This is a genomic window from Vibrio sp. 10N.261.52.C11, assembly GCF_041471405.1.
Lineage (GTDB): Bacteria > Pseudomonadota > Gammaproteobacteria > Enterobacterales > Vibrionaceae > Vibrio > Vibrio crassostreae_C.
On record NZ_JBFROI010000005.1, the window covers coordinates 77,022 to 102,641 of the forward strand.

Sequence of the window (25,620 nt, forward strand, 5' to 3'; positions counted from 1 at the left end):
GTCAGCAGCAATGGTTAGTTTATTACTTTTTGAAAGCAACTTTTATCCATATCACGAATATTCACCGTTAAGCTTCTTACATGACTCGCTTGTTCTTGCAGGATCTGCATTAACGATCGTGACAATTCTCGCTTTTGCTCTTCCGTTCGTCCCGAAAGTAACTCAAAGCTGATATGAATAAAGTCTACACTATCTTCCTCATCACCGACCAACCAATTATGGCAACGCAGTGAACGAGATTTCACTGATGGCACATCAAACAAGCCACATGTGAGAGCGACTTGGTGGAGATCTTCCAGTAAGCCTTGGATATTTACTCGCTCATCCACTGAATTGGAGTACTCTAGAACTAGATTCGGCATTGTTACTTCCTGTTGTTAACGCAATCGTTTGTCCCTTAATAACAACTAACGATGAAAAATCCGAGAAGTTAGCTATTATTCTGTCTGCCGGATCACTGATATATGCTCAAAATCTACTCTGACCATTGAGTAAGATCCAAGAAAGTCATGACCACAGTCATGATCTGTTGATATTAATCTGTTATATTATTTCGTAATAAAGTTTACTTTTTTACATTCGATTTATTTAAATACTTTGGAGATATTCCTATGCGTCATCCTGTAGTTATGGGTAACTGGAAACTAAACGGCAGCAAAGAAATGGTTGTTGATCTACTAAACGGTCTTAACGCTGAACTTGAAGGCGTAACAGGCGTAGACGTAGCAGTTGCTCCACCAGCACTTTTCGTTGATCTAGCAGAGCGTACGCTTACTGAAGCGGGCAGCGCGATCATCCTAGGTGCTCAAAACTCTGACCTAAACAACAGCGGTGCATTCACTGGCGACATGTCTCCAGCAATGCTTAAAGAGTTCGGCGCATCTCACATCATCATCGGTCACTCTGAGCGTCGTGAATACCACAACGAATCAGATGAGTTCGTAGCTAAGAAATTCGCATTCCTAAAAGAGAACGGCCTAACTCCAGTTCTTTGTATCGGTGAATCTGAAGCACAAAACGAAGCAGGCGAAACTGTTGCAGTATGTGCTCGTCAACTTGACGCTGTTATCAACACTCAAGGTGTTGAAGCTCTTGAAGGCGCTATCATCGCTTACGAACCAATCTGGGCTATCGGTACTGGTAAAGCAGCTACAGCTGAAGATGCACAACGCATCCACGCTCAAATCCGTGCACACATCGCAGAGAAATCTGAAGAAGTTGCTAAGAAAGTTGTTATCCAATACGGCGGTTCTGTTAAGCCAGAAAACGCAGCAGCTTACTTCGCACAACCAGACATCGACGGTGCTCTAGTTGGCGGCGCAGCTCTAGACGCGAAAAGCTTCGCAGCTATCGCTAAAGCAGCAGCTGAAGCAAAAGCTTAATTTAAACCTCACCGTTTAGATTAGATGAAAGGTCAACTTAGGTTGGCCTTTTTTATTACCTGTCGTTTCTGAAACCCAAACGGCAGGCACAAAAAAACCGCTGAATAATCAGCGGTTTTTAAATTCTTTAAGAGAACGCTAAGCGTGGCTTAGAACAACTCTTCTGCAACGCGGAACAGCTCAGAACGGTCTGGGTTCTGCATGTTCTCGATACAATCGATGATGTCGTGGTGAACAAGTTCTTCTTTCTCGATACCAACACAACGACCACCGTGACCTTCTTGAAGAAGGTGAACAGCGTAGTTACCCATACGAGAAGCCAATACACGGTCAAATGCAGTAGGACGACCACCACGTTGGATGTGACCAAGAACCGTTGCACGAGTTTCACGACCTGTTGAAGATTCGATCTCTTTAGCCAGTTCGTTAGCATCCATCATTAGCTCAGTTAGAGCGATGATTGCGTGCTTCTTACCTTTCGCAATACCATCTTGGATGTTGCTGATAAGCTGTTCTTTATCTAGGCCAGTCTCTGGAGTAATGATGTACTCACAACCACCCGCGATTGCTGACATAAGCGTAAGGTCACCACAGTGACGGCCCATGATTTCAACAATAGAAATACGTTGGTGAGAAGAAGACGTGTCACGTAGACGGTCAATTGAATCAATAACAGTGTTAAGCGCTGTTAGGTAACCGATTGTGTAGTCAGTACCCGCGATATCGTTATCGATTGTGCCTGGAAGACCGATACATGGGTAACCCATTTCAGTCAGCTTCTTAGCACCCATGTAAGAACCGTCACCACCGATAACAACAAGTGCTTCGATACCGTGCTTCTTAAGGTTCTCAATGCCTTTCTCACGAACAGCAACGTCTTTAAATTCAGGGAAACGTGCAGAACCTAAGAAAGTACCACCACGGTTGATCACGTCAGATACGCTTGAACGGTCAAGCTTTTCGATACGGTCTTCAACAAGGCCTTGGTAGCCATCGTAAATACCGTAAACTTCAATGCCAACTGATAACGCAGTACGAACAACGCCGCGAACTGCTGCGTTCATACCTGGAGCGTCACCACCACTGGTCAAAACACCGATCTTCTTAATCATGCTCACCCTCGATTTTTGGGAATCTATTATTCAATTCTTGTTCTTGCTGATTGTATATCAACAAGATTTTAAATCTATATTTGTGCGTTATGTTACATTTCCTCAACAGGAATAGCACTCAAATCGCGTAAAATTATGTAACATTTCTACTTCTGTAAGAGTATTACAGTTTTACTCAATAACTTTGTTGATTCACATCAGAATCAACATTAATTGTTACTAAGGTGGTTTTTGAATCACCTAACAGTTAATAATTTTTACTCACTTTAGTTCAAAAGCCACTCACTTACCATTTGCCCGCTGATTTTTAGCACGCATTACCACGAGTGGAATTTCTGCTGCTTCTCTGGTCCAAATACGACCGAATACGGGTCTTGGTGAATTAATACATCAGCATCAGGGAACACGGAGATAAGCTTAGCCTCTACTTCGTCAGAAATGCGATGCGCTTCAATAAGTGGGATATTATCTTCCAATTCTAGATGCAGTTGGATGAAGCGTATTGGCCCCGAGCGACGCGTTCGTAATTGATGCACACCCAACACGCCTTCCACGCTCAATGATGTCTCTTTAATCTGTTTCAGCTCATCATCTGGCAGCTTATGATCAAGCAGAGACTGAACCGCTTCCATCGCCATTTGATAAGCGCTGTACAGAATGTAGATACCTATACCCACCGCAAATACAGAGTCCGCTTGGCCAAGCCCAAACCAACTCAATGCCAGTGCCAGCATAATCGCGGCGTTCATATAAAGGTCTGATTGATAGTGCAATGAATCGGCTGCAATAGCTTGGCTACCCGTTTTGTTTACGACATGTTTTTGGAAGCGAACCAGACCAAAGGTCATCACTATCGCGAACAGGCTGACGTAGATACCAATTTCTGGAGAGTTCAGTTCATGAGGTCGGAAGAAGCGCTCAATACCATTGAGAATAAGGAAACATGCAGAGCCTGAAATAAACATTGCCTGCGCTAATGCAGCGAGAGATTCAGCCTTACCATGACCAAAGGTGTGCTCTTTGTCGGCAGGCTGCAGAGAGTAACGAACCACGATAAGGTTAACGACAGAGGCCGCGATATCCAGCATTGAATCCACGACGGAAGCCAACAGACTCACGGAACCTGTCACCCACCAAGCTGCGACTTTCACTATCAATAAAATAGTGGCGATGGTGGTGGCTGCCCAAGCGGCGAGCGTAACTAAACGTGCGTATTCTTGTTTCATGACTTGGCTATAAAGTGACTGATAGCACAAAGTATAACCTGCAAACCACCAATTGAATATGACAGCCATGATGTAAAACATTCATTTTTAAGGATCAAAAAAAGCGACACTCGGCCGCTTCTTTCTAAACACTTTCATTCAACGCTGATTTTTCAAGCAATGAATTACTTGTCTTTGTTCATGCGTTTTCCCATTTTGTCAGCACACTTAGTCATGCGCTCTTGTTGGATTTCTTTCAGTTGAGTCTTTTGCTCAGCCGTTAGTACGCTCATCATTTGGTGTTGCTTCTTAAGCATTGCTACGCGACGCTCAGTTTGCTTCTCAACCATTTGGCTTGCTAGGTCGTTTGCTGCTGCTTCGTCAAAGTTGTCAGCAAGTACCAATGCTTGAACCTTTTCGTGATGCGCTTTCATTTGCGCCATTTTTGCCGTTTTGTTTGCACCGCGCTTTGCTTTCATCTCAGCACGGTCTGCTTCACGCATCTCTTTTAACTGTTCTTTTTGAGCGTCGGTTAGGTCTAGTTGGCGCATTACTTTTTTATCGAAACCGCCACACTTGTCGTGCATACCTTTGTGGTCACCTTTATCACCACCACCGTAAGCATACGCGCTTGCTGTACCAAAAATAAGTGGAAGTGCCGCAGCTGCTAGTACAAGTTTCTTAGTCATTTTCATAATTGTTGCCTCAATTCGGTATAATAAGTCATGTGTTGCGTCTGTTTCTCAGCGCTTGAATATAGATTAGTCTTTCCCTCGTAAAGTGACGTTTAGAAAGCGTAAAGAATCGTAAAGAGTGAAAGTTGACGAATAATTAGCAGTATTATTAACCTAACTAAATGATTAAGGCTTCCCAATGGCGAACATTCTTCTTATTGATGACGACACCGAGTTAACCAGCTTACTCAAAGACATTCTGAGCTTTGAGGGCTTCACTGTTTCCGAAGCCAATGATGGCTATGCAGGGCTGGAAGCTATCAATGATGAGATTGACCTGATTCTTTTGGATGTGATGATGCCGCGTCTTAATGGCATGGAAACACTAAAGAAACTGAGAGAAAATTGGGAAACACCAGTGCTGATGCTGACCGCAAAAGGCGAAGAGATCGACCGAGTGATTGGTCTTGAACTTGGCGCGGATGATTACCTGCCTAAACCTTTCAGTGACCGAGAGTTGTTAGCGCGTATTCGAGCTATCTTGCGTCGTACTCAAACCAACACCGCACCTAAGGCGGCCAGTGATAGAGTTCAATATCAAGACATCGAAGTCTTCCCTGGCAAACAAGAAGCCTACTGCAATGGGGAGCTCATCGACCTCACCACAACCGAGTTCGCCCTACTGAGTCACCTTATCCAAAACCCAGGGCAAGTGATCACCAAAGAAGCATTGAGTTTGGATGTGCTGGGTAAAAGGCTCGCAGCGTTTGACCGCGCGATAGACATGCACATCTCTAATCTACGTAAGAAGATTCCTGAGCGCACTGACGGCAAATCACGTATCAAAACCTTACGAGGCCGTGGCTACTTATTGGTAGAGGAAGATTAATGCGTATACCTAAAATCACCAGCTTATATGGACGTATCTTTGCTATCTTTTGGTTCACCATGTTACTGGTGCTTTTGTCGGTGCTGTCACTTCCCCATTTAGACCCTCGAGTCGCGCGAGATGTGCCCGCAGATCACCTCGATAAACTCGAGCGTATCGCTAAAATCACAGAGAAACGCTACGCCAAAGAACCTAATCTGGGCAAGATTGTCTTCCAACTGGAGGCGCCACGCAGCCGCAAGGATTCTAGAGCTCGCATCTACCTGACCGATCTTGAGGGCGCAGTCCTTACCTCGAAAAGGCATTCAGACTATAAGCTAAAGGCGATTCGTAACTTTGTTACCTCGATTGATAACCCTGAGATACCGAAGCAAAAACTCTACGGACACTACATGGTCGCAGGGCCAGTGCCAATTACTCTCGCTGGTGAAGAGTTGCTGATGTATGCCGGAGTGAAGTGGAACCAACCACCGCCATTCTTACTGCGCCTGTTTGATAGACCTCTGCAGCTATTGCTTGCCGTGATGTTGGCGAGTACCCCGCTATTACTTTGGTTAGCTTGGGCACTGAGTCAACCCGCTCGCAGGCTAGAACGCGCGGCACAACGCGTGGCGAAAGGTCAATTCGAGGTCGATCCAACACTCGAAAAAGGTACTTCAGAGTTCAGACAAGCTGGTGAAAGCTTTAACCAGATGGTAGAAGCGGTAAACCAGATGATTTCGGGGCAACAACGCCTGCTCTCTGATATCTCACACGAGCTCCGCTCGCCACTGACACGTCTTCGCATGGCCAATGCACTGGCGATTCGTAAACAAGGCGAGAGCCAAGAGTTAGAACGCATTGATACCGAAGCACAGCGTTTGGAACAGATGATCAGTGAGCTGCTGACGCTATCTCGTATGCAGGTCGACAGCCATATTACTCGTGAGGTTCAGCCTATCTCGAGCCTATGGGAAGAGATCTTAAAAGACGCAGAGTTTGAAGCCGAACAGATGGGCAAACAACTGACGTTCTCGGAGATCCCAGAACGCTCTATTTCGGGGAACCCTAAACTGCTGATGAGTGCGCTAGACAACATTACACGCAATGCCATCTACTACGGTAAAGACCAAGTGGATGTGCAATTCCATGTGGTTCAAGATCAGCTGACGATTTGTGTGAACGATAATGGCGATGGTGTACCAGAGGATGAGCTGGATTCTATCTTCAGACCTTTCTATCGCGTTTCCACTGCCCGTGATCGTAATACCGGCGGCACAGGTCTTGGATTAACCATTACTGAAAGTGCGATTCGCCAACACAGCGGAACCATCACGGCGACCCGCAGCCAGCTCGGTGGATTACAACTCGAAATCACCCTGCCTATCTTACCGGTGTAATACCCCCACAAAGATCGCAGTTGATAATGATTGTCATTATCATTATGGTAAATCCTCTAATTAAGGAGGATTTACCATGTCGCACACTTTCCCTGCTTTACCCTACGCTTACGATGCCCTAGAGCCTTACATTGACGCTAAGACAATGGAAGTGCATTACAGCAAGCACCATAGAACCTACTACGATAAGTTTGTTGCGGCGGTGTCTGGCAGCGAGCTAGAACAGCAATCTCTGACCGAGATCTTTGCCAACATATCTCAGCACAGCCCTGACGTGCGTAACAATGGTGGTGGCTACTACAATCACATCTTGTATTGGAATTGCATGTCGCAAGACGGTGGTGGTGAACCTACGGGCGAGCTTGGTGAGGCTATCAAGAGTACCTTCGGTGATTTCGAGACATTCCAAGATCAGTTCGCCCAAGCGGCGATCAATACCTTTGGCTCCGGCTTTGCTTGGCTAGTGGTAGAGCAAGGGCAACTGAAGATCATCTCAACCTCGAACCAAGATAATCCGTGGATGGATACCGTGGCGAGTGATGGCGAACCGATTCTCGCGCTCGATGTTTGGGAACACGCCTACTACATCAGCTACCAAAACCGTCGTCCTGATTACATCAATGCATGGTGGAACGTGGTGAATTGGAATGCCGTATCTGAAAACTACGCGCAAGCACTAACGAACCAAGCGTAAGCGAATGGTCACGGTGGCGAACTGTACTCACTCAGCTTGCCACCGTATACTCGGGCTATCTTTGATTACTCTTGTGAACCAACATGTTTGATATCGCTCTATACGAACCAGAAATTGCACCCAATACGGGTAACATCATCCGCCTATGTGCTAACTGCGGCGCAAACCTGCACCTGATTGAACCGCTTGGCTTTGATTTTGAAGAGAAGAAGGTTCGTCGTGCTGGATTGGATTACCACGACCTTGCGCGAGTTAAGCGTCACAAGAACCTAGAAGCTTTCCTTGAGTATCTAGAGAATGAACGTGAGGGTGATTTCCGCATCTTTGCTTGCACCACAAAAACGACAGGCCACCACGTTGATGCGAAATTCCAACAAGGCGATGTGCTGATGTTTGGCCCTGAGACTCGCGGCCTGCCTGCTGAGTTCATTGAAAGCATGCCAATGGAGCAACGTATTCGTATTCCAATGATGCCAGACGCACGCAGCCTCAACCTGTCTAACGCAGTGGCAATCATTGCTTTTGAAGCATGGCGACAAATGGGCTTTGAAGGCGCGGTATAACCGAACACTCAAGCTTATCTTTTATCTGTTATCTGTTATCTGTTATCGATAGTAAACAGTAAGTAACAGCTAGCGACAGACAATAAAAAAGGCTCTTACCATTATCACTTTCTTGCGAAGGATAAAGGTAAGAGCCTTTTCTGTTTTCCCTCTATATAAAGAGAGAAAAAATTAATTAGTTTAAGCGGTTACGATCGTTGTCGTCGTCTTTCTTCTCAAACTCACCTTCAAAGGTGTTGCCGTCTTTTGATTGGTCAGATGGATCGCGATTGAATGGGTCTTGTCCAAATGGGCTCTGGCCAAAACCAGCTTGTCCACCGGCATGGAAACCACCAGACATGTTGGTCACCACCATTTTTTCCATCATTTTCTTGGCAATCATCGCTCTTGGTGCTGGCAATAATACCAACATACCGAGTGCGTCCGTCATAAAACCCGGAGTCAGCAGCAATACACCGGCAACTGCAAGCATCACGCCTTCAAGAATCTGTTGTGCTGGCATTTCGCCTTGTTGCAAACGACCTTGCACAGACATAAGTGTCTGAATGCCTTGGCTACGAACCAGCGATGCACCCACAAATGCAGTGATCAAAACCAACGCAATAGTTGGCCACAATCCTAAGAAGCCACCAACTTGAATAAATAGCCCAATCTCAATGATGGGTACGAAGATAAATAGTAATAATAAGATAGGAAACACACGCCCTCCTTTGTTACTTGCAGTTTACGCTGAAAGCCCTAACAATCTCAAATTTATCCTGTAAATAAGCGTGTTTATTGACCAAGAATAACTTTGCAAAATATTGACGAAACAAAACCGAAAAAGGTGATCCACTTAATATTTTTATGCGCTAAGTACAGTATCATGTGCCACATAAGTCAGGACGGATTTATCAGCCCAATATTCTAGCGAACGGAGTATTTGCACACAGAATAGGCTAATAACTAACTATATAATCAGAATAATTCTCTAAGGATCCTGTTATGGCTACTCAATCAGAAGCTCAAGTTGAAGCTCCTCAAGCTACTCGTCTCGAAGAAGATCTATTAGGTCAACGTCATGTTCCGGCTGATGCTTACTACGGCATCCACACTCTACGCGCAGTTGAAAACTTCAACATCTCAAATGTAACGATCTCAGATGTACCTGAATTCGTTCGCGGTATGGTGATGACTAAGAAAGCAGCGGCTTTAGCAAACAAAGAGTTAGGTGTAATTCCTAGCGAAGTGGCTAAATACATCATCCAAGCTTGTGACCTCATTCTAGACACTGGTAAGTGTATGGATCAGTTCCCATCGGACGTTTTCCAAGGTGGTGCTGGTACTTCTGTAAACATGAACGCGAATGAAGTGGTTGCGAACGTGGCACTTGAGCTTATGGGCAAAGAAAAAGGCCAATATGAGTTCATCAACCCGAACGACCATGTAAACCGCAGCCAATCAACTAACTGTGCTTACCCAACTGGCTTCCGTATCTCTGTTTACAACAGCGTACTAAAACTGATCGATGCGATTGAATACCTAAAAGGTGCATTCGAGCTTAAGAGCCAAGAATTCAACAACATTTTGAAGATGGGTCGTACTCAACTTCAAGATGCAGTTCCAATGACGGTTGGCCAAGAGTTCCACGCTTGGGCAGTAACCATCAATGAAGAAATCAAAAACCTAGAATACACTTCAAAACTACTGCTTGAAGTAAACCTAGGCGCAACGGCTATCGGTACAGGTCTGAACGCAGCACCGGGTTACCAAGGCCTAGCAGTGAAACACCTAGCAGAAGTAACAGGCCTAGAGTGTGTAGCGGCTGAAGATTTAATCGAAGCAACGTCTGACTGTGGCGCATACGTAATGACGCACGGCGCACTTAAGCGTCTAGCAGTTAAGCTATCTAAGATCTGTAACGACTTGCGTCTACTTTCTTCAGGTCCACGTACTGGTTTGAACGAGCTAAACCTACCTGAACTGCAAGCAGGTTCTTCAATCATGCCTGCTAAAGTAAACCCAGTTGTACCTGAAGTAGTAAACCAAGTTTGCTTCAAAGTTCTAGGTAACGACAACACGGTTTCTTTCGCTGCGGAAGGTGGTCAACTTCAACTGAACGTAATGGAACCTGTTATTGCACAAAGCATGTTTGAGTCTCTAGACATTCTGACAAACGCTTGTGTGAACCTGCGCGACAAGTGTGTAGACGGCATTACGGTAAACAAAGAAGTATGTGAAGCGCACGTATTTAACTCTATCGGTATCGTCACTTACCTAAACCCATACATTGGCCACCACGAAGGTGACATTGTTGGTAAGATCTGTGCAGAAACAGGTAAGAGTGTTCGTGATGTAGTTCTAGAACGCGGTTTATTGACCGAAGAAGAACTTGATGACATTTTCTCTGTTGAAAATCTAATGCATCCTCAGTATAAAGCTAAACGCTACGAATAACGGTAGCGAGAAAGGGCTCCAAACGGAGCCCTTTTTTAGGCTCCAATACGGTTAACCCTGCTGATCTTGTGGATTTCCGTTAGTTGCGTTTTTGCTTAATTAAACCTAAACCATAGAACTATTATGTGAACATTCCAGTGGCGAATGTTCACATAATAAAATCTAAAATGAGGTGTTACTTATGATTGCAGTAGAACTATTTGTCGTCCTGCTCTTTATCTTTTTGGGGGCCAGAATTGGCGGTATCGGTATTGGTTTTGCCGGTGGTGCTGGTGTTATTGCCCTTTCATTAATTCTTGGTGTTCCAACAAGCCAATCTTTTATCCCGGTCGATGTAATTTTGATCATCATGTCGGTTATCACCGCAATTGCAGCAATGCAGGTTGCTGGCGGTATGGACTGGTTGGTACAAATTGCAGAAAACTTTTTGCGTAAACACCCTGAACGTATCACCTTTTACGCGCCGATTGTGACCTTTGTAATGACACTAATGGCGGGTACTGGTCACACAGCATTCTCTACGTTGCCTGTTATTGCAGAAGTAGCAAAAGGCCAAGGTGTTCGTCCTTCTCGTCCACTGTCTATCGCAGTTGTAGCCTCTCAAATTGCGATCACAGCTTCGCCTATTTCGGCAGCAGTTGTGGCTTTCGCAGCGATGCTGGCACCCTTTGGTGTCGATTACCTAACGCTATTGATGGTTTGTATTCCAACAACCTTCATCGCTTGTATGGTTGGTGCGGTTGTCGCGAACTACATGGGCAGCGAACTGAAAGACGATCCTATTTACCAAGAACGTCTAGAGAAAGGTCTAATCAAGCTAGCAACAGAAGAGAAACGCGAAATTCTACCAACAGCGAAGAAGGCGACTTACATCTTCCTTGCAGCGATTGGTTTTGTTGTTTGCTACGCAGCCGCTATCTCTAGCTCTGTTGGCCTAATTGAAAACCCAGCACTGGGCCGTAACGAAGCGATCATGTCTGTGATGCTGGCAGCAGCAGCGGCAATCGTGATGTTCACTAAGATTGATGCAGCGAAGATTTCTTCGGCTCCAACATTCCGCTCTGGTATGACAGCATGTGTTTGTGTACTGGGTGTGGCTTGGTTAGGTTCAACGTTTGTGAATGCACACGTTGCTGAAATCAAAGACGTTGCTGGTGCTCTACTTGCTGACTACCCTTGGATGCTGGCTCTTGTTCTGTTCTTCGCTTCTATGCTGCTTTACTCTCAAGGCGCGACAACGGTTGCACTGATGCCTGCAGCTCTAGCGATTGGCGTAGCACCACTAACAGCCGTGGCTTCTTTTGCTGCGGTAAGTGCACTGTTCGTACTTCCAACTTACCCTACGCTACTGGCAGCGGTTGAGATGGATGACACAGGTTCAACTCGTATTGGTAAGTACGTATTTAACCACCCATTCTTCATTCCTGGTGTTGCAACAATCAGTACAGCGGTAGCACTCGGCTTCGCATTCGGCGGTCTGTTTATCTAACACTCGCTGAAAAACCAAACCTAAAAGGAAGCTTCGGCTTCCTTTTTTCTTTTCTGCACAATGTGTTTATTTGATACGTATCAAATAAACATTATAAACCTAAAAACCCGAACAAAAATAAAGTTTGAATAAAATTCCAATAATATTCACGCCATTAATTAACAATGCCTGCCAACGCAACCACCCCTTGTTTCTATCTAATTCACATCGAATATTAATCCAAGCTAACTAACCAAAAAACCTTGCTCTTTTTCTAACGTTTTTCATCCTATTCATTGGTCACTATTTTTGTGAACAATACCAAACTTAAATGGCGACGTAAGGAATAAAATAACCGCAGTTAAATTAAATCTTAATTCATTTGGATATATAAATATAAAGATACTTATATTTAAAGTCGGCAACGTCATATAGATGTTCGCTCTATAAGGGCAAGAATTTTATATCGTTGAATGCTTTATAAATATCACTGTATTTACAATCTATAAACATTAGTCGCTAATTCACGTCAATTCTATTTAAGATGATGTAAGGAGATAGCCATGACAACTCAAACGATACCAAGCGAGAAAAAAAAGGGCGGCTTCTTTGCCAACTTTAAATTCCCTTCTGCCTACACCATTCTATTTATTCTGATTGCGTTCGTCGCACTGCTTACCTGGATTGTTCCAGCAGGCCAATACGACCGTGCAATGAATGAAGAGCTAGGCCGAGAAGTACCCGTAACCGGAACCTATCAAGCGGTAGAAGGTAACCCTCAAGGCGTGATTGATGTACTGCTCGCGCCTATTGACGGCTTCTATGACCACAATAGCTATGAAGCGGCGGCTATCGACGTTTCGCTGTTCATCTTAATCATTGGTGGCTTCTTAGGGCTAGTAACCAAAACGGGTGCCATTGATGCCGGTATCGAGCGCGTCACCGCCCGCTTAGAAGGGCGAGAAGAGTTGATGATACCAATACTGATGGCGCTATTTGCCGCAGGTGGTACCGTCTACGGCATGGCGGAAGAATCACTGCCCTTCTATACATTGCTAGTGCCGGTAATGATGGCAGCTCGCTTTGACCCTCTTGTTGCCGCTGCGACCGTACTGCTTGGTGCAGGTATTGGGGTGCTGGGTTCAACGATTAACCCATTCGCAACCGTGATCGCTGCCAACGCCTCTGGTATTCCATTTACAGACGGTATCGTGTTGCGCATTGCGATGTTGATTATTGGTTGGGGTATTTGTGTTGCCTACGTAATGCGTTACGCAAGAATGGTTCAAGCCGATCCAACAACATCAATTGTCTACGACAAATACGAAGAGAACAAAGCGCACTTCTTAGGTAATGCGAGCGGCGAAAAACTTGAATTCACCGCGACTCGCAAACTGATTCTGACCATTTTTGGTGGCTCGTTCGCTGTAATGATTTATGGTGTATCCGTTGCTGGATGGTGGATGGCTGAGATCTCAGCGATGTTCTTAGCAGCAACCATCATCGTTGGTATTGTGGCTCGCATGAGCGAAGAAGAGTTTACCACCAGCTTCATTGATGGTGCCCGCGACCTACTTGGTGTAGCGCTCATCATAGGTATTGCACGTGGTATCGTAGTGGTGATGGACCGCGGTATGATCACCGATACCATTCTCTTCTCAGCAGAACAGATGGTAACGGGGCTTTCTTCGGTTATCTTCATTAACGTGATGTTCTTCTTAGAGATTCTACTGTCGTTCTTAGTGCCATCGACCTCTGGCTTAGCGGTACTGACCATGCCAATCATGGCACCACTGGCCGACTTTGCTGGCGTAGGTCGTGACTTGGTTATCACTGCGTACCAATCTGCATCTGGCTTGGTGAACCTAATCACCCCAACCTCCGCGGTGGTGATGGGTGGTTTGGCGATTGCTCGTGTCCCTTACGTGCGCTGGGTTAAATGGGTGATGCCACTAGTCGGTATATTGATGGTGTTCTGCATTGTTGTACTGAGTATTGGTGCGCTGATCTAACTAACAGCACTTCACTCCTTTCTCATCCAAAGCCGCTTCTCACAGCGGCTTTTTTATTGTTCCCTCTCAATGTAACCCTCTGCCACTGAAACAGCTCCTCAAAGCCATACACGCGATATTCAAGGTTCTTCTGTTCGTAGCCAAGCTCAACTAAACTCAAAGCACTCGCAATAGAAGAATCAATCCTACTTTTAAACATCTAATTTTCTTGATGAAATAACACTCTATTTTCAACCATGATGTTTAAACAAATAGTTAGTCACTTATTAGCGTTAATTATATTTAAAGTAATTAATAGCCTAATAAACAGACGAGGATTAATGCCCTTTTCTATCAAAAAACACACTTAAACAGCCGATTTTAAAATGTGATCGCAACAGCTTTATTCGCATTTACTTTGTTAATAAACAATTAATTCCACATCCAAAATTAAATATCTAAATAAAAACACTGCATACTTCCAAGCTAAGTACACTCTTATCAATAAAACTATTCTGCATATAATCCCTCGTAAATTAGATTCTAGTAAGTTTCGTCAAAAAAGCGTGCATAAAGTTCCCTAACTGCTAACTATTTAGAATGTATTATTCATAACTGAAAGTGCATAAAGTTTGTTAAAACCCTTAATTTTAAAGGGCTGCGGGATAAAAAACGATTTGTGATAGATCTCTAAGAATACCTGACTAGCAGGCGTAATATTAATTCCAGACAAGAGATATGAATAAATAATTCATTCTTCTCAACTGAAAATAAATAATTACTCTTAGCGATAAAAGTAATTCAAATATATAAGAGAGAGACGATCATGAGTAAGTTCTATGTAGGTTCTGAAATAGGTCAATTACGCCGCGTTCTAGTTCACCGTCCAAGACGCGCACTGACTCACCTAACACCCTCTAACTGTCACGATTTACTATTTGATGACGTACTGGCTGTTGAACGTGCTGGTAAAGAGCATGACGCATTTACTCAAACGCTGCGTGATCAAGGTGTTGAAGTTCTTCTTCTTACAGACCTACTAGCAGACACGCTAGCAGTGCCAGAAGCGAAAGATTGGCTTTTGAATCATCAAGTTTCTGATTACCGCTTAGGCAAAACCTTTGCTAACGATGTGCGCTGCTACTTGGGCGACTTACCAAACCTAGAACTAGCAAAAATCCTAACGGGTGGTCTGTCTTACGCTGAGATGCCAATGAAATCATCTTCAATGATGCAAGGCATGCACGCACCAACCGACTTCATTATCGAACCGCTACCAAACCACCTATTTACTCGTGACACATCTTGCTGGGTATACGGTGGCGTATCCATCAACCCGATGGCGAAACCTGCTCGTCAACGTGAAACCAACCACGTTCGCGCTATTTACCGCTGGCACCCAACATTTGCTGGCCAAGACTTCATTAAGTACTTCGGCGATGAAGAAAACATCAGCTACGACAACTCAACCATTGAAGGCGGTGACGTTCTTGTAATCGGTCGCGGTACGGTTCTTATCGGTATGTCTGAGCGTACAACAGCACAAGGTGTTGAGCACTTAGCATCTAGCCTATTCAAACACGGTCAAGCGAAACAAGTTATCGCAATGCAGCTACCAAAACACCGCTCTTGCATGCACTTAGACACCGTTATGACGCACATGAACGAAGATACGTTCTCTGTTTACCCTGAAGTGGTGAGTAAAGACGTACAGTGCTGGAACCTAACTGGTGATGAGTCTGGCGCAGTGAAAGTGAAAGAAGAAGGCTACTTCGTAACAGCTATCGAAAAAGCACTTGGCGTAGACAAGCTAAACCTAATCACGACCGGTGGTGACAACTTCCATGCAGAACGTGAGCAGTGGAACGATGCAAACAACGTTCTAACGGTTAAACCTGGCGTTGTGATTGGCTACGAAGGCAACACCTACACCAATGAAAAATACGATAAAGCAGGCATCACAGTTCTTCCTATCCCTGGAGATGAACTTGGCCGCGGTCGCGGTGGCGCACGCTGCATGAGCTGCCCAATTGAGCGTGATGGTATCTAATCACTAAGACGAAAACGGCCAAGTTGAATGATCTTAAATAATCTCAGCTTGGCCAAAATGAGAGAACACAATTATGACTAAGCAAACTGTTGTTGTTGCACTCGGCGGTAATGCCTTACTTCGTCGCGGTGAGCCGTTAGAAGCCGATGTTCAACGCCGTAATATTGAAACAGCGGTTAAAACCATCTCTGAAATCGCGAAAGTGTACAACGTGGTTCTAGTACATGGTAATGGCCCACAAGTTGGTTTACTGGCTCTGCAAGGTTTGGAATACAAAAAAGTAAACCCGTATCCGCTAGATGTATTGGGCAGTGAGACTCAAGGCATGATCGGCTACATGCTGATGCAAGAGTTCAAGAACTATCTACCTAACCGCAACATCTCGTGCATGTTGACGCAAATGACCGTTGATCCAAACGATCCTGCATTCGCCGATCCAACGAAGCCGATTGGCCCGATCTACGAAGAAGCGGAAGCGCGTGAATTGGCGGAGAAATTCCACTGGATCGTCAAACCAGACGGCCAACACTTCCGTCGCGTTGTGCCAAGCCCACGCCCTACTGGCATTGTTGAGCACGAAGCGATCACCCAACTTATCGATGCAGGCCACCTAGTGATTTGTACTGGCGGCGGTGGCATCCCAGTGAAAAAAGAGAACGGCAAATTAGTGGGTGTTGAAGCGGTTATCGACAAAGACATGTCAGCGGCTTTCTTAGCGAAACAACTGGATGCGGATGCACTGCTTATTTTGACCGACGCGGACGCTGTTTACCTTGATTGGGGCAAACCGACTCAACACGCACTGCGCAGCACCACACCAAGTGAACTGGCGAAATTCGAATTTGATGCAGGCTCTATGGGACCAAAAATTGAAGCATCGTGCGAATTCATTCAGCAAGGCGGCAAAGTCGTCGGTATTGGTGCACTCGAAGATGGTTTGCAAATCCTGCAAGGCTTGGCAGGCACCAACATCACCAAAGATTAATCTACTCGCGAGCTTTTCAAACCTTGCGAGAAAACTGAATCACCGTTTGAACTGAAATTAATACACAAAAATTGAATCGCGCTTTCTTGAATTTTCTTTCCCTGTAACAAGAAAGCGCCTAAATCTAAGAAGGAATACATCATGGCTTTTAACCTACGCAATCGTAACTTCCTAAAACTACTAGATTTCACTCCACGCGAAATTCAACACTTGTTAGATCTTTCTATGGAGCTAAAAAAAGCGAAGTACAACGGTTACGAACAGCCAACACTAACTGGCAAAAACATTGCGCTTATCTTTGAGAAAACCTCAACTCGTACTCGCTGTGCATTCGAAGTAGCGGCATTCGACCAAGGCGCTCGCGTGTCTTACTTAGGCCCATCTGGCTCTCAAATTGGCCACAAAGAATCAATGAAAGATACCGCTCGCGTTCTTGGCCGTATGTACGATGGCATTGAATACCGCGGCTTCGGTCAAGAAATCGTTGAAGAGCTCGGCGCTTACGCTGGAGTTCCAGTATGGAATGGTCTGACTGACGAATTCCACCCTACACAAATTCTTGCTGACTTCCTAACCATGACGGAATACGGCCGTGGTAAACAACTGCATGAAATCAGCTTTGCTTACCTAGGTGATGCTCGCAACAACATGGGTAACTCTCTAATGGTTGGCGCTGCGAAAATGGGTATGGACATTCGCCTTGTTGCTCCAAAACAATTCTGGCCACAAGAAGAGCTACTGGCTCAATGTCGTGAAATCGCAGAACACACTGGCGGCAAAATCACGCTAACAGAAGATGTTCAAGAAGGCGTGCAAGGTTGTGACTTCCTATACACCGACGTTTGGGTATCAATGGGCGAAGCAAAAGAAGCATGGGCTGAGCGTATTAACCTAATGATGCCTTACCAAGTGAACATGGAAATGCTCAAAGCAACAGGCAACCCACATGTGAAATTCATGCACTGCCTACCGGCTTTCCACGGCGAAGATACAACCGTCGGCAAACAACTTGCTGCTGAATATCCGCAGCTTAAAGATGGCGTAGAAGTGACGGACGAAGTGGTCGAGTCTGAATACTCAATCGTGTTCGATGAAGCAGAAAACCGCATGCACACCATCAAAGCAGTAATGGTTGCGACACTAGGCAGTTAAGAAGTTAAGAAGTTAAGCACGCACTTGTTCGCAATAAATTGACAAGCTAAGTGCAATAACAGGGAAATGCGGGTGGCGTTCTTGGGATTTTGACCTTGGATAAAACCCGCATTTTTTTTCATGTACTAGAAAAGATTATTACCTGAAAAAGCCTGAGATTCTCAGTTCCAACAAAGGCTTAAATGGAAACTAGAAACGGACGTAATTTCGCATAAAAATCCATTAAATGAATACTTTACGGAAAGTATTGCATGGCATTTTTATCTGAGTATAATCCTCCGCAATTTGTCTAAAGAGAGCAAAAAATGAACCGCAATTCTGTCGCACATAATTGTCAAACTACACGCCAAAGAGTGGCGGTGGTGTCATTTTTATTTTGCTCTATTGATCGTTTCAAAGCCTCCTATTTTTAGGGGGCTTTTTTTTGTCCGCAATTTGACTGTATGCATAGAAAAAGGAAGACCCGTTATGGCGCATTCGTTATTTAACAAGCACATCATCTCCATTCCAGAGCTCTCTCGTGATGAACTGGAGCTTATCGTCGATACTGCAGCAAGACTCAAAGCAGAGCCAAACCCAGAGTTGCTGAAAAATAAAGTCGTTGCGAGCTGCTTCTTTGAGCCTTCAACTCGAACTCGCCTTTCATTTGAGACCGCCGTCCAGCGCCTTGGTGGCACGGTCATTGGCTTTGATAATGGCGGTAACACCTCACTGGCGAAGAAAGGCGAAACACTTGCCGATTCAGTGCAGGTTATTTCATCCTACGTCGATGCCTTTGTAATGCGTCACCCACAAGAAGGGGCAGCACGTTTAGCGTCTGAATTTTCTAACGGTGTGCCGGTAGTAAACGGCGGCGACGGTGCTAACCAGCACCCGACGCAAACCTTATTGGACCTATTCTCAATTTATGAAACGCAAGGCACGCTCGACAACCTCAATGTGGCGTTCGTCGGCGACCTAAAATATGGCCGTACCGTGCACTCATTGACGCAAGCACTATCGAAATTCAATAACGTGCGTTTCTTCTTTATCGCGCCAGAAGTCTTAGAGATGCCAGATTACATCTGTGAAGAATTGGAAGAGATGGGCATCCAATACAGCACTCACAGCAGCATTGAAGAAGTCGTGCCGGAACTGGATGTTCTGTACATGACTCGCGTGCAGAAAGAGCGCTTTGATGCGTCGGAATACGCACACATGAAATCGGCTTACATCCTCACCGCCGATACATTGAAAGACGCTCGTCAAAACATGAAGGTACTTCACCCGCTGCCACGCGTCGACGAAATCACCACCGACGTTGATAAAACGCCACACGCTTACTACTTCGAACAAGCTGAAAACGGTGTATACGCTCGCGAAGCCCTATTGGCCCTAGTTCTTAACGACACTTTATAAGCAGGAGAAACAGTCATGGTTAAACAAACTCAGCTACAAGTAGAAGCGATCCGTAACGGCAGCGTGATTGACCACATCCCTGCTCACCTTGGTATCAAAATCCTTAAACTGTTTAAGCTACACAAGACAGAACAGCGCATCACTATGGGCTTAAACCTGCCATCATCGGCACTTGGCCATAAAGATCTAATCAAGATTGAGAACATCTTCCTGACCAAGGAACAAGCCAACCAATTGGCTCTTTATGCTCCGCAGGCAACGGTCAATCAGATTGAAGAGTATAAAGTGGTTAATAAGCTAACCCTTGTGCTGCCAGAGCAAATCCACAGTGTCTACTCTTGCCCGAATAGCAACTGTATTTCGCACGGTGAACCTGTCGAAAGCAGCTTTAAAGTGCAGCTAAAACAGGAAAACGTGCAGCTAAAATGTCACTACTGTGAAAAAGTATTCTCTCGCGAGATCATGAGTGAAATTCGCTAACCCTTAGCGCCATTATCACGGTCTCCAAAGCACCCTAATACCGATGGATATTTATGCCAAACTTGGAATAAATATCCATTTAACAAAAGAATAAAACTCCAAAATAAAAGCAATTAACTAGAATTTTATTTGGTGATCCCCTTCAAAAAGATAACTATCCTTTAGTGGTAGACTCAATGGGTAGACGATCATACATTACGCATACCTTCCCTCTTTATTTCGGGATTCATCGGTAAGCCCTATTTAACAATCGTACTCTACGGCTTTGGGAGTACGCTCGGCGCTATGGACAAGCGATAACCACATGTTGACCTTAAGGAGTTGTTCATGAACCCAATCACTGAGCACGGTTGCTTGTATTCAGCTGAAGATAAAACACTGACTGCAGCGTGCAAACGCTTACTACAACAACAAAGCTTCTCGACCCAAAATCAACTGCGAGAGAAACTCGTCGATATTGGCTATACCGGTATCAGCCAATCGACCGTATCTCGTATTTTGTCACAGCTTGGTGTTGTCAAAATTCAGAATGCTTGCGGTAAAAAGGTTTACTGCATCACGGTTGAAAGTGCACCGGTTCGTGTCGATGCATCCATCTCATCGCAAATCGAATTCATCACTCATAACCAAGCGATGGTCATCGTAAAAACTCATCCAGGTTGTGCTCAATTAGTCGCAAGATTAGTCGATATCGACCCACATACTGAGATTATCGGCACCGTTGGCGGTAATGATACCGTGCTTATTATTCCAAAAGATACGATGAATATTGATGCTTGCGAACAAGTAGTAAAAGCACGCTTGGGTGTAGCTTAAATGTCTCTTTTACAAAGGCAAGTCACTCAAGTTGAATTGCAGCTCCCCACTCGATTACCCAATAAAATCGCTATCCCGCCTTAGGGGATATTTGTTTGCCGATGAAACTAATAGCAAACTATTACGGTCTGATTGAGTTAAGATACCTTCAACTCCATTTTGATGACTAAATAGTATGCGACGACTTGCCACATTACTTTTTGTTTGTGTTTCCCTATTCACCCAGCCTGCGTGGGCGCTATTTGGGAACGACAACGCCGAGCCAAGCTTCGGAGGCAATAACAATGGTTTTGTCCCTGTAGACCAAGCTTTCCCTTTCAATTACTACCAGCAAGACGACAAAGTCCTTCTCGACTGGCAAGTAAAAGAGGGCTACTACCTCTATCAACATAGCCTCTCGTTCACCGGGCAAAATCTCGCTATCGGTAATGTTGAATTAGAAGATGGTAAGCCGCACCAAGATGAATTCTTCGGTGAGGTGAGCATTTATACTCAGCCGTTATTCGTGCAAGTTCCTCTGCAGAGTTACCAAGATGGCTCACAGCTGATCGTTAAGTATCAAGGCTGTGCGGACGCAGGGTTCTGCTACCCACCAGAGACTCGTATCATCGACATTGAACCTTTCACAGCAACAGGTTCTGCTAATTCGCAAGGTAGTGACTCACAAGCTTCATCTTCTGCTGGCAACGAAACCGATGTTTCTACGCAACCAACATCTCCGAAAGCAGACGTTGTAAGTAACACGACTCAACAGCCAAATGCCCCTGTTTCAAAAGAAGCAGGCTTAGCCGATAAGCTCGGTGACAGTTGGTGGACCCCTCTATTATTCTTAGCACTCGGTGTTGGTTTAGCCTTTACGCCGTGTGTGCTGCCTATGTATCCGATTCTAACGGGTATCGTTTTAGGTGGTGGCAAACTCAGCCAAGGTCGCGCGCTGATGCTGTCCTTTATTTACGTGCAAGGCATGGCGTTAACCTACACCTTATTAGGTTTAGTGGTTGCTTCAGCAGGCATGCAATTCCAAGCCGCTATGCAGCACCCTTACGTGCTGATCGCGCTGAGTGTTCTGTTCGTGGCGTTAGCAATGTCGATGTTTGGCGTTTATAACCTGCAACTGCCAAGCAGCATCCAAACTTGGCTCAACAACCAAAGCAACAAGCAGCAAGGTGGCAATACCTTGGGCGTATTCGCAATGGGCGCTATCTCTGGCTTGGTGTGTTCACCTTGTACCACGGCGCCATTGTCAGGCGCACTGCTGTATGTGGCTCAGAGTGGTGACCTATTTACCGGTGCAATTGCTCTGTACGCGTTGGCTATGGGTATGGGTATCCCACTGATTTTAGTGGCAGTGTTTGGTAATAAGCTATTGCCTAAAGCGGGCAGCTGGATGAACAAGGTGAAGATCGTATTCGGCTTTATCTTGCTTGCCGCGCCTATCTTCCTGCTAGAGCGCATCATTCCTGAATTGTGGGCAACCGTGCTTTGGTCTGGCCTTGGCTTCATCGCCTTTGGTTGGCTTTACCACAGTAAGAATGCACTGCCATTTGGTGGCTGGAAGCAAAGCGCTGTGGGCATCATTGCGATGCTTGGCCTGTTCGCATCAGCTCAACCTGCGCTCAATTACTGGTTTGCAGAAAAGAGCGTGACGGTAGAACAACACATCCAATTTGCACGCATCAACACGGTTGAAGAACTAGAAATCCAGCTCATCGAAGCGAAGAAACTCGGTAAGCCTGTGATGCTCGACTTCTACGCCGATTGGTGTGTGGCATGTAAAGAATTCGAGAAGTACACCTTCCATCAAGCTGATGTGGAAAACAAGCTTTCTGACTTCGTACTGCTACAAGCCGATGTAACGAGAAACATGCCTCAAGACATTGAACTGCTTAAACAATTACAGGTACTTGGCTTACCTACGATTGAGTTCTGGGATGGTGAGGGTAACCATGTTCCAAATGCTCGTGTAACCGGTTTTATGCCTGCCGATGTATTCTTAAAACACATGCAAAACCACCAGCTATAACGGCAATATTCACTAAAATATAAGCCGAATCGAAAGCCGCACCGCCCCTCCGTAACGAGATGGCAGTGCGGCTTTTTTGCTATTCAGAGTAACGCTTTCTTATTCCGGGGATAAAAGTCGATATGGTTCAGACTTTTAATGCATAGATATTGTCCACATACTCAATCAGGATGATAATAAATATTAACTAAATTGTTAAAAGTATGAACGTCATGGACTCGACCTATACCATCATCATTGCTGATGACCACCCTCTCTTTCGCAACGCCCTGTTTCAGTCAGTTCATATGGCGATCAGTGGTGCGAACCTGCTTGAGGCCGATTCTCTCGATGCCTTACTGACTCTGCTAAAGAAAGAAGGCGAGCCGGATCTATTACTGCTCGATCTGAAAATGCCGGGCGCCAATGGCATGTCAGGCTTAATTCAACTGCGCGCTGAATACCCAGATCTACCGATTGTGGTGGTTTCTGCCAGTGAAGATGCCAGCGTGGTCACTCAGGTGAAGAGCCACGGTGCGTTTGGCTTTATTCCTAAGTCGAGTGATATGCGTGAGTTGGTGAGTGCACTGAATCAAGTGCTGAATGGCGACCCGTTCTTCCCTGAAGGGCTTATCACCAATAATGCAGCGTGTAGCGACCTTGCAGAAAAGATTTCCACACTGACGCCTCAGCAATACAAGGTATTAGGGATGCTTTCTGACGGCTTGCTTAACAAGCAAATCGCGTATGAATTAAATGTTTCGGAAGCGACCATCAAGGCGCATATGACAGCCATCTTCCGTAAACTGGATGTGAAAAACCGAACTCAAGCAGTTATCTTGCTACAAGAAATCCACAATTAAGCTTCGTTTACATCCTCTTCTAAAGTCGTCTTAGGCAAACATAAACCCAGCTTGACGACTTTATGATCATCTATATCTGCAACCACCCAAGTGATGTCATGCCACTCGAAGCTGTCGCCTAATACCGGGTGTGCACCAAGCTCCTGATCAACCAATTGTTTTAGGGTCATTTCTCGCTCTTCTTCCGAGCCAAGTTCAATACCATAACAATCGCTTACCGCAGCGACCGACAACCCAACATCTAAGAAGAAGTCACCAAAGAATCGAGCGGCTTCTTCTGCCAAAGGTGCCTCACTGAAGAGCTCACTTAGGCTATCTAGATCTTTATCTTGACCAAGCACACATAAGATATCGTTCGCCTCTAACACGGTGCTGCCTGATGGGTGAAGCAAGGCATCCTTTCTAAACAGTGCAGTAATTCGCGTTCCTTCCGGCATAGACAAACGCTTTAGTGGTTCGCCCACACACCACTTCTCTTCTTTCAGCTTGTAGACAAACATCTCCCACTCACTAGCAGGGTAAATTTCAATGCCAGTACGAGAAATCGGTGTCGGCGTTGGAGGTAGCGTCACTTGAGCCAATCTCGCGACTTTCATCAAGCTGCCGCCTTGAACAATCAGCGACACCATAACCACGAAGAACGCGATGTTGAAGTAAAGCTGAGCATTAGGCAGGCCAGCCATCATCGGGAACACCGCCAGAATGATCGGTACCGCGCCGCGTAGACCGACCCAAGAAACAAACCAACGTTCCTTGGTGGTAAAGCTTCTGAACGGCAGCAAACCCAACCAAACCGACAGCGGACGAGCAAACAAAATCATACCGAAGGCCAGTGCCAGCGCAGGCAGAGCAATGTCCATCAACGTTGATGGCGTCACCAATAAACCCAATACCAAGAACATCACGATCTGGCTTAGCCACGTCATGCCATCAAGAACATTAAGAATCGAGTGTCGCGAGCGCGTCGGACGATTACCAATGAACAAGCCCACTAGGTAAATCGATAAGATGCCGCTGCCGCCAAGCATGTTAGAGAACGCAAACAGAGCCACGCCCCCACTGAGTACCAGAATGGAATAAAGGCCATCAGCCAATTGTACTCGATTGATTAAGCTCCATAGAACCCAGCCGCCGCCAATACCAACAAGAGTACCGATACCAAACTGCATCGCAAAACTTTGCAGTAGGAAGTTCATTTCCATCTCAGCGTCAGGGTTACCTAACAGCGCAATTAAGGTCACCGTCAGGAAGACCGCCATTGGGTCGTTAGTGCCCGATTCGATCTCTAGGGTTGAGCCAACACGCTCATTGAGACTCTGTCCTTTCAGCAAAGAGAATACCGCTGCCGCATCGGTTGAACCAACAATCGCCCCGACCAAGATGCCCTGCATTAATGACAAGTCAAACAGCCAAGCCGCCATTAATCCGGTTAAGGTTGCTGTACATGCGACACCTATCGTCGCCAGCGAGAGCGAAGGCCAGAAAGCGACCTTGAAGCTCGCCACCTTGGTTCGCATACCGCCATCCAACAGAATCACGGCAAGCGCAAGGTTACTCACCAAGTAGGTCAGTGAGTAATCATCGAAATGAATATTACCGGGTCCATCTTCACCCGCTAACATACCAACGAATAAAAAGATCAAAAGAATCGGAACGCCCAATCGAGAGGACACTTGTGAGAAAAGCACGCTGATGGCGATGAGTACGGCACCAGTCAAGAATAAGTGGTTAATGGTTATTGCGTCCAATTCGTTCCCCCAAAGAATAAAATCCGAGCTTTAAGCCTGTTGATCTTTTGCCACTAGCTTGTTGATCTTCTGCCGTTTAGCAAGGCACGGTCGGTGAAAGTGCCGTTGTTACTATAACAAACTTATGTTTCGCTTCGTGTCATAAGCAGGGCTAAATACCGTTTCTCGGTCATTTAGTTGTTAAATTTTATGACTCGCAGTCTAATTCATCCCTTTTTGTTAGACCTTTGGCTAATTTAACAACATTTTAACATCACATTTTTCTATGATTATGTCTCCTAGCTCCCATATTTCAGTACATTAGCGCTAATACCATCCCGACTAAAGTTGCAC

At 45.4% G+C, this 25,620-nt stretch carries 22 protein-coding genes; 16 read left to right on the top strand and 6 right to left on the bottom strand.

Annotated elements, in window-relative coordinates:
- Window positions 1-14: 14 nt before the first annotated feature.
- Window positions 15-362: a 5-carboxymethyl-2-hydroxymuconate Delta-isomerase gene (locus AB4323_RS01205; RefSeq protein WP_017061157.1), complete on the bottom strand. Its 348-nt coding sequence runs from the start codon at window positions 360-362 to the stop codon at window positions 15-17.
- A 249-nt stretch (window positions 363-611) separates the two neighbouring features.
- Here AB4323_RS01205 and tpiA point away from each other — a divergent pair, with 249 nt between their 5' ends.
- Entirely contained in the window at window positions 612-1,382 is a 771-nt protein-coding gene (gene tpiA, locus AB4323_RS01210) for a triose-phosphate isomerase (protein ID WP_017061158.1), read from the top strand.
- A gap of 149 nt (window positions 1,383-1,531) precedes the next feature.
- Here tpiA and pfkA read toward each other — a convergent pair whose 3' ends face one another.
- From pfkA to AB4323_RS01225, 3 genes are all read right to left on the bottom strand, one after another.
- Window positions 1,532-2,494: a 6-phosphofructokinase gene (gene pfkA / locus AB4323_RS01215; RefSeq protein ID WP_017061160.1), complete on the bottom strand. Its 963-nt coding sequence runs from the start codon at window positions 2,492-2,494 to the stop codon at window positions 1,532-1,534.
- Window positions 2,495-2,811: 317 nt separating this feature from the next.
- Window positions 2,812-3,720, bottom strand: a complete 909-nt coding sequence (fieF, locus tag AB4323_RS01220) for a CDF family cation-efflux transporter FieF (RefSeq protein ID WP_017066567.1) — start codon at window positions 3,718-3,720, stop codon at window positions 2,812-2,814.
- A 164-nt stretch (window positions 3,721-3,884) separates the two neighbouring features.
- A complete protein-coding gene (locus AB4323_RS01225) occupies window positions 3,885-4,394 on the bottom strand; it encodes a CpxP family protein (RefSeq protein ID WP_017063671.1) in 510 nt (169 codons plus the stop codon).
- Between the two features lie 178 nt (window positions 4,395-4,572).
- On the opposite strand from AB4323_RS01225, the gene AB4323_RS01230 reads away from it, so the two are divergent.
- The 4 genes from AB4323_RS01230 to trmL all read left to right on the top strand — a co-directional run bounded on the left by AB4323_RS01230 (window position 4,573) and on the right by trmL (window position 7,898).
- The gene (locus AB4323_RS01230; protein WP_017061163.1) at window positions 4,573-5,262 is read left to right on the top strand and encodes a response regulator; all 690 of its coding nucleotides are present in this window, start codon (window positions 4,573-4,575) and stop codon (window positions 5,260-5,262) included.
- Window positions 5,262-6,641 (top strand): envelope stress sensor histidine kinase CpxA, encoded by a 1,380-nt coding sequence (gene cpxA / locus AB4323_RS01235; RefSeq protein ID WP_372130147.1) that lies wholly within the window; start codon window positions 5,262-5,264, stop codon window positions 6,639-6,641. The genes AB4323_RS01230 and cpxA overlap by 1 nt, the downstream gene beginning before the upstream one ends.
- A gap of 76 nt (window positions 6,642-6,717) precedes the next feature.
- Window positions 6,718-7,335: a superoxide dismutase gene (locus AB4323_RS01240; RefSeq protein WP_102320305.1), complete on the top strand. Its 618-nt coding sequence runs from the start codon at window positions 6,718-6,720 to the stop codon at window positions 7,333-7,335.
- An 83-nt stretch (window positions 7,336-7,418) separates the two neighbouring features.
- Window positions 7,419-7,898, top strand: a complete 480-nt coding sequence (gene trmL, locus AB4323_RS01245) for a tRNA (uridine(34)/cytosine(34)/5-carboxymethylaminomethyluridine(34)-2'-O)-methyltransferase TrmL (protein WP_009844716.1) — start codon at window positions 7,419-7,421, stop codon at window positions 7,896-7,898.
- A 175-nt stretch (window positions 7,899-8,073) separates the two neighbouring features.
- Here the strand turns inward: trmL and AB4323_RS01250 are convergent, their stop codons facing one another.
- On the bottom strand, window positions 8,074-8,598 hold the full coding sequence (locus AB4323_RS01250) for an FxsA family protein (protein WP_012604974.1): 525 nt from the start codon (window positions 8,596-8,598) through the stop codon (window positions 8,074-8,076).
- A gap of 284 nt (window positions 8,599-8,882) precedes the next feature.
- Here AB4323_RS01250 and aspA point away from each other — a divergent pair, with 284 nt between their 5' ends.
- From aspA to AB4323_RS01305, 11 genes are all read left to right on the top strand, one after another.
- The gene (gene aspA / locus AB4323_RS01255; protein ID WP_372151430.1) at window positions 8,883-10,334 is read left to right on the top strand and encodes an aspartate ammonia-lyase; all 1,452 of its coding nucleotides are present in this window, start codon (window positions 8,883-8,885) and stop codon (window positions 10,332-10,334) included.
- A gap of 181 nt (window positions 10,335-10,515) precedes the next feature.
- A complete protein-coding gene (locus tag AB4323_RS01260) occupies window positions 10,516-11,823 on the top strand; it encodes an anaerobic C4-dicarboxylate transporter (RefSeq protein ID WP_004729714.1) in 1,308 nt (435 codons plus the stop codon).
- A 542-nt stretch (window positions 11,824-12,365) separates the two neighbouring features.
- Window positions 12,366-13,814 carry a YfcC family protein gene (locus AB4323_RS01265; protein WP_017062726.1) on the top strand — a complete coding sequence of 483 codons (1,449 nt, stop codon included), beginning with the start codon at window positions 12,366-12,368 and terminating at the stop codon, window positions 13,812-13,814.
- Window positions 13,815-14,619: 805 nt separating this feature from the next.
- Window positions 14,620-15,843: an arginine deiminase gene (gene arcA, locus AB4323_RS01270; protein WP_017062724.1), complete on the top strand. Its 1,224-nt coding sequence runs from the start codon at window positions 14,620-14,622 to the stop codon at window positions 15,841-15,843.
- Between the two features lie 73 nt (window positions 15,844-15,916).
- Window positions 15,917-16,828 (top strand): carbamate kinase, encoded by a 912-nt coding sequence (gene arcC / locus AB4323_RS01275; protein WP_017062723.1) that lies wholly within the window; start codon window positions 15,917-15,919, stop codon window positions 16,826-16,828.
- Between the two features lie 141 nt (window positions 16,829-16,969).
- The gene (locus AB4323_RS01280) at window positions 16,970-17,980 is read left to right on the top strand and encodes an ornithine carbamoyltransferase (RefSeq protein WP_017062722.1); all 1,011 of its coding nucleotides are present in this window, start codon (window positions 16,970-16,972) and stop codon (window positions 17,978-17,980) included.
- Between the two features lie 468 nt (window positions 17,981-18,448).
- Complete coding sequence (gene pyrB, locus AB4323_RS01285) at window positions 18,449-19,378, top strand: aspartate carbamoyltransferase (protein WP_017063665.1); 930 nt, start codon at window positions 18,449-18,451, stop codon at window positions 19,376-19,378.
- Between the two features lie 15 nt (window positions 19,379-19,393).
- On the top strand, window positions 19,394-19,858 hold the full coding sequence (pyrI, locus tag AB4323_RS01290) for an aspartate carbamoyltransferase regulatory subunit (protein WP_017062720.1): 465 nt from the start codon (window positions 19,394-19,396) through the stop codon (window positions 19,856-19,858).
- A 327-nt stretch (window positions 19,859-20,185) separates the two neighbouring features.
- The gene (locus AB4323_RS01295) at window positions 20,186-20,674 is read left to right on the top strand and encodes an arginine repressor (RefSeq protein WP_017063664.1); all 489 of its coding nucleotides are present in this window, start codon (window positions 20,186-20,188) and stop codon (window positions 20,672-20,674) included.
- Window positions 20,675-20,849: 175 nt separating this feature from the next.
- Window positions 20,850-22,697, top strand: a complete 1,848-nt coding sequence (locus AB4323_RS01300; protein ID WP_102333892.1) for a protein-disulfide reductase DsbD — start codon at window positions 20,850-20,852, stop codon at window positions 22,695-22,697.
- A gap of 212 nt (window positions 22,698-22,909) precedes the next feature.
- Window positions 22,910-23,539, top strand: a complete 630-nt coding sequence (locus AB4323_RS01305) for a response regulator transcription factor (RefSeq protein ID WP_102333893.1) — start codon at window positions 22,910-22,912, stop codon at window positions 23,537-23,539.
- Here AB4323_RS01305 and AB4323_RS01310 read toward each other — a convergent pair.
- The gene (locus AB4323_RS01310; protein WP_102333894.1) at window positions 23,536-25,287 is read right to left on the bottom strand and encodes a potassium/proton antiporter; all 1,752 of its coding nucleotides are present in this window, start codon (window positions 25,285-25,287) and stop codon (window positions 23,536-23,538) included. The two genes, AB4323_RS01305 and AB4323_RS01310, sit on opposite strands and share 4 nt — an antisense overlap.
- Window positions 25,288-25,620 lie beyond the last annotated feature (333 nt).